The 16,138-nt window shown below is 58.5% G+C and carries 13 protein-coding genes; 10 read left to right on the top strand and 3 right to left on the bottom strand.

The features are described from left to right. Positions 1-12: 12 nt before the first annotated feature. Both P3B99_009125 and P3B99_009120 read right to left on the bottom strand, forming a co-directional pair. On the bottom strand, positions 13-1,059 hold the full coding sequence (locus P3B99_009125) for a hypothetical protein (protein WYJ07357.1): 1,047 nt from the start codon (positions 1,057-1,059) through the stop codon (positions 13-15). Next, positions 1,056-1,337, bottom strand: coding sequence for a phosphopantetheine-binding protein (locus tag P3B99_009120; GenBank protein ID WYJ07356.1), 282 nt, complete (start codon positions 1,335-1,337; stop codon positions 1,056-1,058). Before P3B99_009120 ends, P3B99_009125 begins: the two co-directional genes overlap by 4 nt. An 88-nt stretch (positions 1,338-1,425) precedes the next feature. Between P3B99_009120 and P3B99_009115 the strand changes: the two genes are divergently transcribed. From P3B99_009115 to P3B99_009080, 8 genes are read left to right on the top strand one after another with little or no spacing between them, the layout of a single operon-like run. Next, positions 1,426-2,136, top strand: a complete 711-nt coding sequence (locus P3B99_009115) for a glycosyltransferase family 2 protein (GenBank protein ID WYJ07355.1) — start codon at positions 1,426-1,428, stop codon at positions 2,134-2,136. Continuing rightward, positions 2,133-4,460: an MMPL family transporter gene (locus tag P3B99_009110; protein ID WYJ07354.1), complete on the top strand. Its 2,328-nt coding sequence runs from the start codon at positions 2,133-2,135 to the stop codon at positions 4,458-4,460. The genes P3B99_009115 and P3B99_009110 overlap by 4 nt, the downstream gene beginning before the upstream one ends. Beyond that, complete coding sequence (locus P3B99_009105; GenBank protein WYJ07353.1) at positions 4,457-5,308, top strand: lysophospholipid acyltransferase family protein; 852 nt, start codon at positions 4,457-4,459, stop codon at positions 5,306-5,308. Before P3B99_009110 ends, P3B99_009105 begins: the two co-directional genes overlap by 4 nt. 58 nt (positions 5,309-5,366) lie before the next feature. After that, on the top strand, positions 5,367-5,630 hold the full coding sequence (locus tag P3B99_009100) for a phosphopantetheine-binding protein (GenBank protein ID WYJ07352.1): 264 nt from the start codon (positions 5,367-5,369) through the stop codon (positions 5,628-5,630). Next, on the top strand, positions 5,627-7,708 hold the full coding sequence (locus tag P3B99_009095; GenBank protein WYJ07351.1) for a beta-ketoacyl-[acyl-carrier-protein] synthase family protein: 2,082 nt from the start codon (positions 5,627-5,629) through the stop codon (positions 7,706-7,708). Before P3B99_009100 ends, P3B99_009095 begins: the two co-directional genes overlap by 4 nt. After that, the gene (locus P3B99_009090; GenBank protein ID WYJ07350.1) at positions 7,705-8,268 is read left to right on the top strand and encodes an outer membrane lipoprotein carrier protein LolA; all 564 of its coding nucleotides are present in this window, start codon (positions 7,705-7,707) and stop codon (positions 8,266-8,268) included. Before P3B99_009095 ends, P3B99_009090 begins: the two co-directional genes overlap by 4 nt. Before the next feature lies 1 nt (position 8,269). After that, positions 8,270-8,800: a hypothetical protein gene (locus tag P3B99_009085; protein ID WYJ07349.1), complete on the top strand. Its 531-nt coding sequence runs from the start codon at positions 8,270-8,272 to the stop codon at positions 8,798-8,800. Next, entirely contained in the window at positions 8,781-11,189 is a 2,409-nt protein-coding gene (locus P3B99_009080) for a beta-ketoacyl-[acyl-carrier-protein] synthase family protein (GenBank protein WYJ07348.1), read from the top strand. Before P3B99_009085 ends, P3B99_009080 begins: the two co-directional genes overlap by 20 nt. Before the next feature lie 392 nt (positions 11,190-11,581). Here the strand turns inward: P3B99_009080 and P3B99_009075 are convergent, their stop codons facing one another. Further along, positions 11,582-12,502 carry a 3'-5' exonuclease gene (locus P3B99_009075; GenBank protein ID WYJ07347.1) on the bottom strand — a complete coding sequence of 307 codons (921 nt, stop codon included), beginning with the start codon at positions 12,500-12,502 and terminating at the stop codon, positions 11,582-11,584. A gap of 145 nt (positions 12,503-12,647) precedes the next feature. Here P3B99_009075 and P3B99_009070 point away from each other — a divergent pair, with 145 nt between their 5' ends. Next, complete coding sequence (locus P3B99_009070) at positions 12,648-13,898, top strand: 6-phosphofructokinase (GenBank protein ID WYJ07346.1); 1,251 nt, start codon at positions 12,648-12,650, stop codon at positions 13,896-13,898. Positions 13,899-14,168: 270 nt separating this feature from the next. After that, positions 14,169-16,037 carry a hypothetical protein gene (locus P3B99_009065; protein ID WYJ07345.1) on the top strand — a complete coding sequence of 623 codons (1,869 nt, stop codon included), beginning with the start codon at positions 14,169-14,171 and terminating at the stop codon, positions 16,035-16,037. Positions 16,038-16,138 lie beyond the last annotated feature (101 nt).

Genomic DNA, 16,138 nt, shown 5'->3' with positions numbered 1-16,138 from the left:
ATAAATAGAAAATCAGTCCTCCATTCCGCGCGAGAGGCTATCGGCGAGAACGAACGGACGCGACGTTGTAAAGACCGTTTCGTGGGCGTCGGGAGCGGCGGAATAGGCAAAGCCCGCGCACGCGTATTCGGCGTCGAAGACAGCGAGCCCGATGTCGCCGCGCCGCGCCGCGACGCGCCCGACTTTGCGCGAACCGTCGTAGATGTCGGAAACGTTTTCGGCGGAAAATTTCACGCCGACAAGGCGCTCGGAAACGCCCGCCGCGCGGTTCGCGAAAATCGCCTCCGACCCCGCGAACGATTCCTTTTCGAAATCGACCATGTATTGAAGCCCCAAAACGAGCGGATTGCGCACAACCGCGCCCTCCTCGTAAATGTCGAAAAAGTTGCCCTGCATGCGGGCTATTCTGTGCGCGTCGAAGCCGCAAAGGCGTCCGCCGACGGCGGCAAGCTGTTCCTCCAGCTTGGCGCAGAAAGGCTCGGCGACGGCATTCGGCACAACGAAGCGGTAGCCGAATTCGCCCGTCTGCCCGCTGCGCATGAGAATCACGCCCGCGCCCTCGAAGTCGTATTTTTCGAGCGAAAGGAACGAAAGGTTCAGCACGTCGGAACCGAACACGCCCCGCGCCACTTTCCACGCAAGCGGCCCGTCTACGGAAAGCAGAACGCAGTTTTCGGTAATGTCGCATTCGGGGGAAACCGCAAGCGGGAGGCTTTCGGCTTCGGTCTCGGCGACAACCAAAACCCTGTCGTCTATGTTCCCCACAAAAGTCTCGGCGAGAACGCCGCCGTTTTCGTCGGCAAGGAATGTGTCGATAATTCCGCCGTAGCGCAGTTTGAGAATGTTTGCGGCAAGCACGGTGTCGAGAAAGTCGATGCCCTCGTTTTCGCCGTACGAGAAAATCTTGGAGAACGAGAGGTCGCAGAGAGCAGCCGTCTGGCGGATTGCGCGAAGCTCCGCGGCGGCGTCTCCGAAGTTTTCAACGCACTCCGCGCCCGCGATTTCGCCGAACTTTGCGCCGGACTTCGCCCATTTTTCGGAAAGAGCCAGTTTTCTCATTTCGCCTCCGTCTGCTGGATTATGTAGTCTACAAGAGTGTTGAGCGAGCGCAGAACGGGCGCGCTGTCTTCGGGCATTTTGACCGAAAAATTGTTCTCCACGCACAGCACGATTTCGAGAATGTCGAGCGAATCCAAGCCCAGCCCCGAACCTATCAGCGAGATGTCGTCGGAAAGGTCGTCGGGCTTGTAGGGAATGTCGAGGTTTTCGACAAGCTTTGATTTTAGTTTCGCGCAAATTTCCCTTCGCGCGTCGAGGCGTGTTTTGTCTACGGGCATTATATAATTGTAAATAGTTCTTTTTTTTGCAATATTGCCAATTAACAAAATCGAGAATGCAGAAATTCTGCACGCGTTTCAAGCGCAAATGAAAATATGTGCGGCAATACCCACCTACAACCACGCGGACAGGCTCGACGGAATCATAGACCGACTGCCCGACGGACTTGACGCGCTTGTAATAGACGACGGCTCGAACCCGCCGATTGCCACGCGCTCTCCCCGCGCAACCCTCGTGCGCTTCGAGCGCAACAGGGGCAAGGCGGAGGCTCTCAAAGCGGCGTTCGAAGAGGCGGCAAAGCGCGGTTTCACGCACGTCATTACGCTCGACGCCGACGGGCAGCACCCGCCGGAACTTGCCGAAAAATTCGCGAAAGCCGCCGAAAAAAACCCTGAAAGCATAATCGCGGGTGTGCGCGGCTTCGACTGCTCCGCAATTCCGCCCGCGCGGAAATTCATGAACAAATTTTCGAACTTCTGGTTCGGGGCGGAGACGGGGATTTCCGTCGCCGACACGCAGTGCGGATACAGGTGCTACCCGCTCGCGCAAATCGCGCGGCTTAAAATGGATTTCGGCGGATTCGTTTTCGAAACCGAACTGCTCGTCAAGGCGGCGTGGGCGGGAGTGGAAATAGTCCAGCTGCCGATTCCCGCGCTCTACGACAGAGAGTCGCTCGCAGGCTCCCACTACAAGCCTTTCGCCGACACGCTCAAATTCACGGCGATGAACACAAAGCTGTTTTTTGCGTCGCTTCTGCTGCCGAAAAAAACACTGCGAAAGCTTGCGCTGAAAAAATGAACGCGGCGGGAAAAATAGCAGCGGCGGTTTGCCGACACCGCTTGGCGGCGGCGATTGCATTCGCGGCGTTCGCGATAGCGGCGGCGGCGGCGATTTCGCGGGCGAATTTCGACTCCGACATCTACGACCTCCTGCCGAAGTCCGACTCCGCAATAGCCGCGCACGTCCGCGCCGCAAAAGACTTCGGGCAGTCGAACACGCTGTTTTTCAACGTTTCGGGAGACAACGCGGAGGAGGCGTGCGATGCCCTCGCCGCCGCGCTGAAAAAGGACGCCGAAATAAAATCGGTAGTCGGCGCGGCGGAGGATTTCGACTTCGACGAATCTCTGAAAAACATTCTGCAACTTCTGCCCCGCACTTTTACCGAAGCCGACAGAGCCGAACTCGAAAAAAAGACGTCTCCCGCCGAGCTGCGCAAACGCGCCGCCGACTTCAAGCGCAACATCGCAAGCCCGCAGCATTTCGGCGCGGCAAGGGTTTTCGCAAAAGACCCCGCGGGCGCGCTTGTTGCAGTCGCCGAAAAGCTCAAACGCGCAAGCGGCGGGCTGGGCGAGTTCGGATTTTCGGGCGGCAGAATTTCGGACAAACTGCGCAAAAACTTCCTCGTTATGGCGGAGGGAAATTTCGACTCCTCCGACTCGGCAAAAAGCGCGGAGCTTGCCGCGCGAATCGAAACGCTCAACGCCGACATCGAACGCCGCTTCGGCGCAAAGGTCGCATACGCGGGCGGATACCGCGTCGCCGCAGAAAACGCGCGGATTGCCGCAAAAGACTCGTCTATTTGCCTTGCGGCGACCGTCGCGACAGTCGCGGCAATCTGCCTTGCGGCATTCGCAAGAAAGGCGTTCGCGGCTCTCGCCGTGCTGCCCTCGCTTGCGGGGACGGCGGCGGCGTTCTGCGCCGTGCAGCCCGTATTCGGGCGTGTCTCGACAATCGCGGTGGGCTTTGCGTCGGTCGCGGTGGGAGTGGGCATAGACTACGCCCTGCACGCGCTCTACGGCTTGGACGGGCGCGAAAAAATTTCCGACGCCGACGCCGCGCAATCCGCTTCCGACAACGCAAAACCCGTCGCCGTCGCCGCGGGAACTTCCGCGCTCGCATTCGTGATAATCGGCTTTTCGGGAAGCGGCGGGTTCGCGCAAATAGGGCTTTTCGGAACGGTCGGAATCATCGTGTCGGCGTTGGCGAGCGTCCTCGTTCTCCCCGCGTTTGCGCCGCTTGCAAAAACGCGCGGCAGACTGAAAATCGCCTTCGCCCCGACCGACTTTCTGCCCGCAAAAAAACTGCGCGCGGCGGCGGCTGTACTGCTTTCTACGGCGGCGGTTCCGTTTGCGCTCGACGTGAAATTCGACGGAAACTTGGCGTCACTAAGCGCCCTCGGAAAAGAGGCGAAGCGCGACGACACGCTACTTAGAAGCGTCTGGAAAGACGGCGTTTCGCGGGCGTTTCTGCTTGTGGAAGCCGACTCCGCCGACGCCGCAAAACGCAAATGCGCGGAAATCGAAAGGCGGGCGTCGAAGCTTCCGAACGCCGAAATTTTCCCGCTCTCGCCCATTCTGCCCGACTCGAAGACACGCGCCGAAAACGCCGCCCGCTGGGAGAAATTCCGCGACGGCAAAGCCGCGCAAATAGAGGCGGCGGCAAGGGCGGAGGGGCTGAACCCGTCCGCTCTCGACCTCGACATTTGGCGCGGGAAAGTCTCCCCCGAACCCGAAAAGCTCCGCCCGCTCGCCGACATTTTCAGGGGGAAAATTTCGCCCGACGGCAGGGCAATCGCGCTTCCCGTGAAGCTCGCCGACGGCGCGGACAGGCGCAAATTCGCCGAAGCCGCGGAGAGGCTCGGCGCGCACTACATAGACGCGCAGTACCTCGGCGAACGCATTGCGCAAAACGCGTACGAGTGGCTTGCAAAATTCGCGGCGGCGGCGTTTGCGGCGGTCGCGCTCTACCTGCTTGCGGCGACGCGCAGTATTTCGGCGGCGCTGAAAATCCTCGCGCCCGTTGCGGCCGGACTGCTTTGGAGCTTGGGCATCATGGGGGCGGCGGGAATCCCGATTAACATGGTAAATTCGGTGTTCGTAATTTTCGCCGTCTGCATCGCGCAAGACTACGCGGTTTTCCCGCTGTTCGCAAAAATGCGCGGTCGAAAGCCGCCCTACCCCGCGGTGTTCCTGTCGGCGGCGACGACGGTCGCGGCGTTCGGCATGCTCGGCTTTGCGGAGCACCCCGTGATGAAAACGCTCGGACTCGCCGCGGCGGTCTCGATTTTCGCGATATTCTGCGCGTGCCTCGCGCTGTCGCCCGAAAGGGGGAACGGCAAATGAGCCAGTGGACGGGCAAAAGCTACGGCGGCTACTGGGGAAACCTCTGCTTTCTCAAACTCCTGAAGCTGGGGCTTGCGCCCGCGTACGTTCTGCTGGCGTTCGTGGCGGCGTACTTCATGGTTTTCAGAAGACGCGCTTGCGCGGGGGCGGTCGAATTTCTGTCGCGCGTGAACGGGCGGAAAGTCGGGGCGTTCTCGGCGGAGACCTACAAACTGCTGTTTACGTTCGGAGCGTGCCTGCTCGACAGAACCTCCGTCATGCTCGGCGAAAGCAAGATAACACTGCGCGACGAGTGCCGCGCGACGCTCGAAGACGCGATGGCGGACGGACGCGGGGTCGTGGTGCTCACGGCGCACGTCGGCGGCTGGGCGGCGGCGGGAACAAAGCTTTCGGAATACGGCAGGGAGGTCGTGGTACTCGGCGCGGACAGGGAGAACCCCGAACTTCAAAAGCTCGCCGAATCGGCGCGGAAAATCGGCGCGCCCAAGATTTTCGACGACGGCTCGCTCGGATACGTCGAAGCCTACGCCGCACTCAAAAGGGGCGCGATTGTCGCAATCCACGCCGACAGGTACGCGGGCGGAAGGTTCGCGGAGGCGGAATTTTTCGGCTCGAAAGTGAAAACGCCAACCGCCGCGTTTTCGCTCGCAAAAACGGCGAAAGTCAAAGCCGTGCAGATAATCTGCACGCGCGAAAAAAAATTCGAATACGCAATGCGGGCGTCGGAGGTTTTCGACCCCGCAAAAACGCCGCCCGACGACTGCGCGCGCGCATTCATGAAAAACCTCGAAACCGCGCTCCGAAAATACAAGTACCAGTGGTTCAATTTTTACGATTTCTGGAATTGAAATATGCTTGCGCGACGACGGGCGCGGAATAAGATGACGGCAATTATATTTTTTTGAAATGGACAGAAACTCGCTTATCGAAGACATCAAGGTTAAAATCGTGTCGGCTCTGAACTTGCAGGGCGTGTCGCCGTCCGACATCGAAACCGACGCCGAACTCTTCGGCGACGGCGGGCTGGGGCTTGACTCGGTAGACGCCCTCGAACTCGTCGTGATGGTCGAACGCGAATACGGGGTGTCGGTGGACGAAAGCGCGGACGCAAAAACGGTCTTTGCGTCGGTCGGCGCGCTCGCCGACTTCGTGATTTCCAAGAAAAAATGAGCCGAGTTCCCGCAGTAATATCCGCCGGACTGGCGGCGGCGGCGGGAATGTCGCTCGGGGACGCCGCAGACGCCGCGTTTTCGGGGCGCGACAGCCTCTCGCAACTGCGGCTCTTCGAAAGCCCGCGCCACGCCGACAAATTCGTAGCGGCGGCGGACATTCCGCAGAACGGCAGACGCTCGCGCTGCGAACGCCTGCTGATTGCGGCGTTGGACGAAGCGTTGGCGAATGCCGACTTGGGGGGAATCGCGCGGGAGAGAATCGCCGTGTTTGCGGGCACGAGCATCGGCGGCATTTTCGAGACCGAAAACATGCTCGAACGAAACCGCAAAAGCGGCGGGAACGGACTGCGCGAACTCGCAGGCTACGAATGCTCAACCCTCGCCGAAATCGCGGCAAAACGTGCGGGCGCGCTCGGCGAATGCGCGGCGTTCTCGACGGCGTGTTCAAGCTCTTCAATCGCGCTCGCGGAGGCGTGCAACGCGATTTCGCAGGGAGCGTGCGACGCCGCGATAGTCTGCGGGGTCGACGCGCTCTCGCGCATTACAGTAAACGGCTTCGGCTCCCTTCTTCTGCTTTCGAAAGGCAAATGCTCGCCCTTCGACAAAAACCGCGACGGCATAAATCTGGGCGAAGCCGCGGGAGTGATGATTCTCGCCGCCGACGGCGCGGCGAAAGCCGAGCCTCTTGCCTACATTTCGGGCTGGGCGCGAACCTGCGATGCGTACCACGCGACAGCCCCCGCCCCAGACGGCGACGGCGCGGCGCGGGCGATGTCGGCGGCGTTGGTAAGCTCCCCGAAAGCCGACTACTACAACGCCCACGGCACGGCGACGCGCGGAAACGACACCGCGGAAGCCGCCGCTCTGAAAAAAGTTTTCGGGCAAGACATTCCGCCGTTTTCGTCGCTCAAACGCGTGTTCGGACACACGCTCGGCGCGAGCGGAATAGTCAACGCGATACTTTCGGTAGAGGCTGCAAAACGCTCTAAAATTCCGCCGAACGCGGGCTTCGAAACATTCGACGAAGAAGTCGGAATCGCCCCCGAAGCGGAGGTGAAAGACGCCGAAATAAACACGGCGCTCACGGTTTCGCTCGGCTTCGGCGGCAACAACGCGGCGGTTGCGATTTCGCGCAAAAAACCGCAAACGGCAAAGCCCTCCGAAAAACGGCGCGTGTTCGTCTACGGCTTCGGAATCGTAGGCGACGGCGGAATTGCGGAAGACTCCGCGCTTCTGCCTAACATTCCGCCGCTAAAAAAACGCAAATTCGCGCACCTGCAAAAAATGGGACTTCAAGCCGCGGAAACCGCGCTCGCCCGCGCGAAGCCGAAAGCCGAAAAAAACAGAACCGCCGTCTGCTGGGGCACGGGGCTTGGAATGACGTCGCAGACGCTCGCGTTCGTCGAAAACGTTTTCGAAAAGCGCGAGGCCGAACCCATGCCGACGGCGTTCACGAACTCGGTGCACAACGCGGTGCCGTCGGCGATTGCCGTGCGCGAAAAATTCGGAGGGCTGAACAGCGCGGCGACCGCAAAGGAAATTTCGTTCGAATGCGCAATGGCGCAAACTCTGCGCGAGATATACTGCGGCGGCGCGGACGCGGCGGTCGTCTGCGCGGGCGACGAACACGCCGAACTTGCCGACGAGTTTTTGAAGCAAAGGGGACGCCCCGCCGAAACCTCCGACTTCGCCGCGGCATATTTCGTCGGAACGGAGCACTGCGCGGAAGCCGAACCGCTTGCGGAAATCCTCGCCCTCGACATTGCAAGAATTTCGCGCGACGCAAATGCGGAACGCGCAAGAGCCGAAAAAATCCTCGCCGACATCGGGCTTTCGCCGAAAGAATTGGGCGGATTCCTCGCGTCAACGCCGCAAAACGCGTTTCAAAAAAAACGCCTCGACGCGCTCGCCGAAAGCTTCGGAACGCCCGAATTTTCCGGCGGAAAATACGGCGCAAACTACTGCGTTTCGGCGGCGGCGATTGCCGAAAAATCGGGCGAGAGCGGCAAAATCTTCGCGCGGTACACAATGTCCTCGACGAACATGCGCGCGCTGACAATTTTCAAAATACTATGAAAAAATTTGCGGCAGTGATAATGCTTGCGGCGTGCGCGCTCTCCGCCGCGCCCGAATCGGTGCTCGTGAGAATGACGCAAAGCAAATACGTCTCGATTCTGCCCGAACCCGTCGTCGGCGAATGCACGCTTGCGGCGGACGCAAGCGGCAGGGTGCGCTGGCGCGTGCTCTCGCCGTTCGAGTCGCTTACAATCTGCAACGAGCGCGGGGTATTCGCGTTCGAAAAAACGTCCGACGGCTGGCGGAGGCTCGACACGCCGTTTGCGGAGGCGGTAAGGCGCACCGCGCGTGAAATCGGCAGGCTCGCAATCGGAGAGTCTTCGGAAGACTACAACGTGCGGCGCGACGGCGACACCGCGACGCTTACGCCGAAGTCGGCGGGCGTGCGGAAGTTCATCAAAAAAATCGTCGTGGTCTATTCGGGACGCTTCCCGAAATCGCTCGAATTTTTCGAGACAAACGGCGACAAAACCGTACTTTCGATTTCGGAAATCCGCGAGAATCCGAAGGGAATCGAAGCGGCGTTCGACGAAAAAAATTTCGACAAACCCGAATTTTAAAATGCGCAAACTCGCAACAGTCGCCCTCGCGCTCATGCTCTGCGCGGCAGCATTCGCGGCAGACTACCCGCTGCGGGGAATGTCGTACATTCAGCGCGGGATTCTCTCGGCAGGCGGCGCGGACATCGCGCTTACAGTGTACGTTGCGGGCGGAGAAAACTCGGCGCAGATGGTCTTGCAGGGCGTCGCGGGGAGGCTCGCGAAAATCTCGGCGGACGCCGACGGAAACGCCTCGTGCGAGGGAAGCGCGATTCTGCCGCAAAGGCTCGCCGAAAAATTCGCCCTGCGCGACCTCCGAATCGTGCTCGGATTCGGCGGTTTCGGGAATGCAGACACCGTGTTTTTCGGGAGGTCGGGCGACAGGCTCGAATCGGTGTCGTTCGACGGATACAGGGCGGTTTTCGGAAATTTCAAAAAAATCGGCGGGCGCGAAATCCCGACGAAAATTAAAATCGAGGCGGAAAGCTACACGCTCGCGCTCGAATTCGTTTCAACCTTAAACACAAATCGGAATGCAACAAAACAAAATTGAGGCCGCAATCACGGGAATAGGCGCAATCACGCCGATAGGCAACGACTGCGAGTCCATTCTCGCCTCCCTCCGCGCGGGGCGCGACGGCATTGCGCAGGCGACGAAAATAGACGCGTCGCGCTTCGCGTCGCAAATGTGCGGCGAAACGCATTTCGACTACGCCGCGGAAATGTCCGCCGCCGAGCTTGAAACTTTTACCGACCCCTTCCTGCGGCTCGCCATTTCCGCAGCGCGGCGGGCGGCGAAAAACGCGGGGCTTCCCGCCCTGCCCCCCCGCACGGCGGCGGTGCTTGCAACGTGCAACGCAGGTCTAAATTCGGGAGAAGCGGAATACGTAGCGCAGTACCGCGACCCGTCCGTAAAATTCGGCAAAGCCGAGCTTGACCAGTACGAAAACTACGCAATCGGCAAGGCGGTGGCGGACGCGCTTAAAATCGGCGGCGAGTGCATTGTAATCAACACGGCGTGCTCTGGCTCGACGGCGGCGTTGGGAATTGCGCAGTCGCTCGTGGAGTCGGGACGCTACGACTGCGTCTTGGCGGGCGGCGCGGACGCGGCGGCGTTGTCGAACTTCGCGGGCTTCAACGCAATCAAGGTGATGTCGCCCGAAAAAATCGCGCCGTTTTCGACGCCCGTGGGAATGAACATCGGCGAGGGCGCGGCGTTCTGGATTATCGAAAACAGGGGAATCGCAAAGGCGCGGGGGGCGAAAATCTACGGGAAAATCGTAGGGCACGCCACAAGCGGCGACGCCCACCACCCCACGCAGCCCGACCCCCGCGGCGACGGCGCGTTCCGCACCATGCGCGACGCCGCGGCCGACGCGGGAATTTCGCCCGCCGAAGCTGGCTGCATAAACGCCCACGGCTCCGGAACGGCGGCAAACGACAGAGCTGAATCGAAGGGAATAGCAAAATTTCTCGGCGGCGCAAACGTGCCGACGACCTCGACAAAATCGTACACGGGGCACTGCATGGGCGCGACGGGAATAATAGAGGCGACATGCCAGCTGCTGGCAATGAACGACAATTTCATTCCGCCCACGCTCCGCAATGTGGGCGCACGCGCGGGCTGCGAAATAGAGGCTGTCGGCGGCGCGGGAATCGAAACCGAATACGACCGCTTCATTTCGGCAAACTACGCGTTTGCGGGCAACAACGCGGCGGTGGTCGTGGCGAAAGACTCGTTTGTTCGGCGCGAAAAGCCCGAATCGGAAGTCCGCACGGTAATCACGGGCTGTTCGGCGATAACGCCGCTCGGAATCGGGACGGAAAAGAACATCGATGCGCTCGAAAACGGAGAATCGGGAGTGGCGAAAATTTCGCGCTTCGAGTCGGAGCGCAGCGCGGGGCTAGTGAACCTGCCGAACCCGCGGACGCTCGACAGGCGCGTCGATTTTTCGGGAATGACGCCGATTGCGGTCATGGCGACGCTCGCCGCAAAGGGCGCGCTCGACAAGGCTGGGCTGCGAATCCGCAGGGACAACTGCGAAAGCGTGGGGCTTGCGGTTTCCACATGCCGCGGCTCGTCGGAAACCGCGCACATGGAGGCGGTGTTCTCGTCGCCCGACAACCGCGGCGACATCGCCTGCTTCTCGAACATCACGCCGAACTCGACGGCGGGCTGGGTGTCGAAGGCTCTCGAAATAAAGGGCGCGAACATCACGCTGACGTCCGGCCCGAATTCGGGGCTGCAAACGCTCGGACACGCGGCGCGGCTCGTCCGCGAAAACGCCGTAAAAAGCGTGCTCGCAATCGCCGCCGACGAACTCTACAAGCGCGAAATAGACGCCTACGAAAAATTCGGGAAAATCCACAGGGGCGCGATAGAGGAAAATTTCAGGCTAAGCTTTTCGACGCCCTCGTGCGGAGTGCTCGGCGAGGGCGCGGCTGCGGCGCTCGTCGAAGACGCGGAAACAGCGAAAGCGCGGGGAGCAAAAATCCTCGGCGAAATTCTCGCCTTTGCGGCGGCTTCCGACGCCTGCGCGTTCGGCTCGCACAACTTGGACAACGACGGACTCCTGCGGGCGGCGCGCGAAGCACTTGACGCGGCAAAGATTCGCGCGGAGGAAATCGACTTGGTTTTGTGGAGTCCGCGCGGCTGCGCGCAAGACTCCGTCGCGGTGTTCGTCCGCGACACGCTCTTCCCCGACGCCCCGATGCTCGCAAGCTCGCTCAACACGGGATACCTCGAAACGGCGTCCGCGCCCGCAACGCTCGTGTTCGCGCTCGAAGCCTTGGCGGGCGGCAGACCGCTCTGGAAACAGCGCACCGGCGTAAAACTTTTCGACGAGGCAAAACTGCCCGACAACCCGAAAAAAATAATGTGCATTGCGTCGAGCGAATGGGGCAACAACTACGCGTTGCTCGTGGGGCGCGGGGAATTTTAACCCGCCCCGACGCGCAAAAAATCCGCCTCTCGACTGCGGCGCAAATCCGCCGAACAATCCGCGCCGAAATTTTCCCGACAACGCGCCGCATAAATTCCGCGCAAAACACGCGCGGCGGAAAAATCAATCGCGTCAGTCCGCGCCGCCTGTATAATATAATTGCAACGCGCAACGCCTGCATGCCGAATGCCGACTCTGAGCAACCTCGCCTTTATATAATACCTCCCGCGCAACAAATACGCGCAAGCATACATGCCGAACGGCAGCCGCCTACACCGCGAAATACGCTCCCCGCGCAACAAACACTCGCGGCGCGTCTGCGCAAAAATTATCGCTTGCCCCAATCGCGGTTGAGACAGAAACGCCTCGCGCCCCGCGAGCCTGCGCAAAAATTATCCGCGCTTTCCGCCCGAATTTCGGCCGTCCTGCGGATTCCGTTTGCCAGAGCGTCTGCGCCCGCCGTTGCGGGGCTGCTGTTTGTTTGCGTCGCTTTTCTTGGGCGCGGAAACATGCTGTCGGCGCAGCTTAACCTCGCCGAATTTCTTTGCGAGCGTGCGCATCATGCCCGACACGAAAACCTTGAAGTTGAACCTGTGCTTCTGCTTCGGTTCGGGTTCGAGGGCGATGCTTGTGGTCTCGATGCTTTTTTTGACTTCGAGAAAGAGCCTGCGGCTAATCCAAGCGTCGGTCGCGGCGTATTCGAGCTGTTTTTTCGTGAGCGAGTCGCTCGCCCAGTTCGTCAGCTGCGCCGACTTCGAAATGCGCTCGCCCAAAACGAGGGCCGCGAGGTTTTTCATGCCCGTGTTTATCACGCCGATTCCCTTTGTGGACTGCGCAATATCGACAAAGCCCGCGGGCGAAAACAGCCAGCGTTCTTTGAGCGAGAGAATGTCGCCGTGAACCGCAAGCCCCACCTTCTTGATTGCGGGGTTTTCGAGAATTTCGTAAATGTCGGAAAGCCTGTGTTTGAGCGGTTCGAGCCTGATAATCCAGACTTTCTCCGCGCCGCAAAGTTGGAGAATGGAAACCAAATAGTGCTTGTTGCGCGAAAAGTTCGGGCGCGTTTCGGTGTCGAAGCCGAGCACGCGCTCGCGCAGAATTTCGGGCAGAACGGCGTCGAGCCTGTCGTCGTCTTCCACAAGGACTATTTCGCCCCTGTACGCGACAATCGGCAGGCATTGGAGCATGTCGGCGTTTACCCTGCGCGGGTAGAGGCACTTGAAGCGCGAGCGCACGACGGGCTGTTGCGAAACGCCGCCGTCCGCGCCGCCGCCATCGGAAAAATCTGAACTGTGCTGCCCGTCGGAATCCATATTTTTATATTAAAGACGAATTTTGATACACAACCGAATGAAAAAATCCACCTTTTTTATCGAATCGGGTAGAAAAAGTTTGCCAAAAAGGCAAAAAACGGCAAACTGCAAACAAATTTTTATCTTAATTAAGAAAGATTCACATATGGAAGAATTAATCGGCAATGTACTGGTTGCACAATCCGGCGGCCCTACGGCGGTCATCAACGCGAGCCTTGCGGGCGTAATCACCGAAGCCCTCAACCACGACTGCATAGAGGAAATCTACGGCGGTCTCAACGGTATCGAAGGCATTTTGAACGAACAGATTATAGACTTGGCGCAGGAATCGCAGCAGACGGTTCGCGGCCTTCGCTACACACCGGGTTCGGCTCTCGGCACATGCCGCTACAAGTTGAAGACCGAGCAGGACTTTGCGAAACTCCTCGAAGTATTCAAGAAATACAATATCCGCTTCTTCTTCTACATCGGCGGGAACGACTCGCAGGACACCACCAACAAAATCTCGCAGTATGCCGACGAAAAGGGATACGCGCTCCGCGCAATCGGCGTGCCGAAAACCGTCGATAACGACCTCCCCATGACAGACCACTGCCCCGGCTACGGCAGCGTAGTAAAATACCTCTGCGCGTCGATACGCGAACTTGCGCTCGACCACGAATCCATGGGCAACCACGACCTCGTTTCGATTGTCGAAGTAATGGGCAGAGACGCAGGCTGGATTGCCGCAGGCACGACAATGGCAAAACGCCGCGGCGAACTGCAAGACCCGCCGCACATCATTCTCCTCCCCGAAGTGGCGTTCAACCCCGAATACTTTATCGCGCAGGTGCAGGAATGCCTTAAAGTCAACAAGTACTGCCTTGTTGTGGCAAGCGAAGGCCTCGCCGACGCAAACGGCAACTACGTTGCGGAGGGCGAAGCCGCCCAAGACTCTTTCGGACACGCAAAGCTCGGCGGCGTAGGCAGCTACCTCGAAGACTTGGTTTCCAAGAACCTGCCGGGGGTCAAGGCGCGCTCGTCGAAGCCCGGACACGTCCAGAGGGCGGCGGAAACGTGCGCATCGCTTACGGACTCCAACGAGGCGTTCATGTGCGGTCAGGCGGCGGTGAAGGCTGCGGCAGACGGCGAATCTGGCGTGATGGTAACCCTCGTGCGCGGCGACACCGAAAAATACTCCTGCGAAACCGTGCTTACGGAGCTTGACAGAGTTGCAAACGGCGTAAAACACTTCCCCGAAAACTGGATTGGCGAAGACAAAATCTCAATCAGCTACCAGTTCAATAAATACATGCTCCCGCTCATGCAGGGCGAAGTTCAGGTGCCGTTCGAAAACGGAATGCCCGCATTTGTGAGACTGGCAAAAGTCAAGGCGGAGCCGCATTCGTTCCAATAGAAAACTCGGCAACTCAATAATTTTGAGACTCCGAACGGATTTCCGTTCGGGGTCTTTTTTTTGCAAAAAACATTTCGAAAAACGAGCGCGGTAAAATCGAAAAAAAAACGGACTCAAACTCTTTGCAGGCGTAAAATGGGCGGTCGGAGGAGGTTCGGGAATACCAAAACGCGCAAAAATACCAAAATATTTTCGTTGATAAAGATTCAATGCCTGTATTATAATACTCTTAGTTTTCGAAAACTAACCACTTAAAACCTCGGAATTACCATGAAAAAGTATCTAATATTACTCTCCGCGCTCGCAGCCACCGCCGCGTTTGCGGAAAAAGGCTCTGCCGACAAGGAAAACCCCACGGCAATGTCCACTTGGGGCTCGTTCGGCGGCGGCACAACGGCTGGCGAAGTCATATGGCACGGCAACGGCGGCAATACAACTACCGATATGACCGACAGCTACGTTATTGCCGACAAAGACTTCACTCTTCAAAGATTCAAAATTTCCGGAACGGGCGGCGACCACTGCAATCTGAACCTCGACCTCAACGGCAAAACCCTTACCTTTACGAACAATCTTGTAGACTATAACGACACTACAAGCGCAAGCACGGGGCTTAGCAGCAGCTACTCGCTCGGACTGAATTTCACAAACAGCGATTCCCAAAACGAAGCCACGATGAATTTCACGTCCTCGAAAGTTGAGATTAAATTGGAAACGACCGACGCGGCCTCGGGTGGCGCAAATATAAGAAACAGATACGGCAGAACGGTTTACATCGGTGAAGGCATTACCGCAAATATTAAATCGATCGACGTAAGCGGCAGATTCAAAAACCTTTCCGACCCGTCCAAAATGGAGTGGGATTCAAAAATGACGGTTGCGGGTAAAGTCAATGTCGCAAACACCATGACACTCCGCGACACGAACTTTGAAAACACGGGCACTGTGTCTGCTAACGTAATCAACGTCTACGGCTCGAACTTCACGTCGAGCGGCTCGCTTTTGTCGGACGGTCTGAGCGTGTATGAAAACTCGAACATCGTCCTCGGCGGCTCGAACCTCGCAAAAGACGGAACATCGCAGGGCACGGTAAGATTCTACGGCAAAAACAACACCCTTACGGCGTCCTCCGACCTCGCCGCGCAATACCTCGTGCTGAAAACCGCGACGACTTTCGAAAGCGGCTCGTCCTATGAAGCTGCGGAACTGACAATCAAGGGCGACTTCACGACCGACAGAATCGTAATGGAAGACAACACGCAGCTGACAATCGACAGCGGCGCAAAGACAACCTTCGACTTTTCAAACAAAACGCTTACCGGCGACGGCTCCACAATGTTAATCAGAGGCGACATCACGGTAAAGGGCATGCTCGACATCAAGACGAAAGGCGCGGCGCACAGCTCCGAAAGCGTATCGTACAAAAGCATCTTGGTAGACGGCGGCAGCCTCATCAATACGACCGCGACAAACAGCACATACGCGTTCAACATCTACGAAGGCAAGACGATTACGCTCAAAAACGGCGGCACAATCAACACCTCGACAAACTCGTTCATCGGGCTTACGGGCGGCAAGATTGTGGTTGACGCAACGTCGAAAATCCTCGCACCCCTAATCATGTTCTCGCAATCGAAAGGCACGCTTGAACTTTCGCACGCCTCGAACCTTGCGTCCAACACAAACATCTGCGTAAAAGACCTCAGCGAAAACGCCGACGCGAAAATCGTTCTCACAGACTGCGGCGAAGCCTATTTCATCAAGAACCTGCGCCCCCTGCGCAAGTCGCAGTTGTCAATAGACCTCAACGGCGCGGAACTGCACATCGCAAACGTTGCCGCATACCAACCGGACGCAAAAGGCACGGACTTCGCACTCACGTTCCTCGACTTCGAAAACGGACTCGTCAAGGTTGACGGCTGGATGACGGAGCTCATCAGCAGCGGCGAATTCGAAATCTCGGCGGGCGACAAAATCACGCTCGTAGCCTACGATAAGGCCGGCAAGTTGCTCGACGGACTTTGGAGCGTAGACGCAAGCGGCTACCTCGCGAACTCCGCGATTCCCGAACCCGCCGAATGGGCGTCAATCTTCGGGGCAATCGCCCTCGGCTTGGCGGTATACCGCCGCCGCAAGTAAAAAGGCTTAAACCCTCAAAAACGGTATCGGGGCACACCCGATACCGTTTTTTGCGCCCATGCATGCCCGCTTTTCATTCGTTGACAAACACAAAAGCTTCT

This window comes from Opitutia bacterium KCR 482, assembly GCA_029269845.2.
Lineage (GTDB): Bacteria > Verrucomicrobiota > Verrucomicrobiia > Opitutales > Intestinicryptomonadaceae > Merdousia.
Note: the sequence above shows the minus strand (reverse complement) of the source record. Positions and strands in the feature narration are given on the sequence as shown.

Coding starts and splice junctions, on each gene's coding strand:
- P3B99_009080 (WYJ07348.1), top strand. CDS start 8,781: ATGCAACAAAACAAAATTGAGGCCGCAATCACGGGAATAGGCGCAATC.
- P3B99_009085 (WYJ07349.1), top strand. CDS start 8,270: ATGCGCAAACTCGCAACAGTCGCCCTCGCGCTCATGCTCTGCGCGGCA.
- P3B99_009105 (WYJ07353.1), top strand. CDS start 4,457: ATGAGCCAGTGGACGGGCAAAAGCTACGGCGGCTACTGGGGAAACCTC.
- P3B99_009110 (WYJ07354.1), top strand. CDS start 2,133: ATGAACGCGGCGGGAAAAATAGCAGCGGCGGTTTGCCGACACCGCTTG.
- P3B99_009090 (WYJ07350.1), top strand. CDS start 7,705: ATGAAAAAATTTGCGGCAGTGATAATGCTTGCGGCGTGCGCGCTCTCC.
- P3B99_009125 (WYJ07357.1), bottom strand. CDS start 1,059: ATGAGAAAACTGGCTCTTTCCGAAAAATGGGCGAAGTCCGGCGCAAAG.
- P3B99_009120 (WYJ07356.1), bottom strand. CDS start 1,337: ATGCCCGTAGACAAAACACGCCTCGACGCGCGAAGGGAAATTTGCGCG.
- P3B99_009065 (WYJ07345.1), top strand. CDS start 14,169: ATGAAAAAGTATCTAATATTACTCTCCGCGCTCGCAGCCACCGCCGCG.
- P3B99_009095 (WYJ07351.1), top strand. CDS start 5,627: ATGAGCCGAGTTCCCGCAGTAATATCCGCCGGACTGGCGGCGGCGGCG.
- P3B99_009070 (WYJ07346.1), top strand. CDS start 12,648: ATGGAAGAATTAATCGGCAATGTACTGGTTGCACAATCCGGCGGCCCT.
- P3B99_009075 (WYJ07347.1), bottom strand. CDS start 12,502: ATGGATTCCGACGGGCAGCACAGTTCAGATTTTTCCGATGGCGGCGGC.
- P3B99_009115 (WYJ07355.1), top strand. CDS start 1,426: ATGAAAATATGTGCGGCAATACCCACCTACAACCACGCGGACAGGCTC.
- P3B99_009100 (WYJ07352.1), top strand. CDS start 5,367: ATGGACAGAAACTCGCTTATCGAAGACATCAAGGTTAAAATCGTGTCG.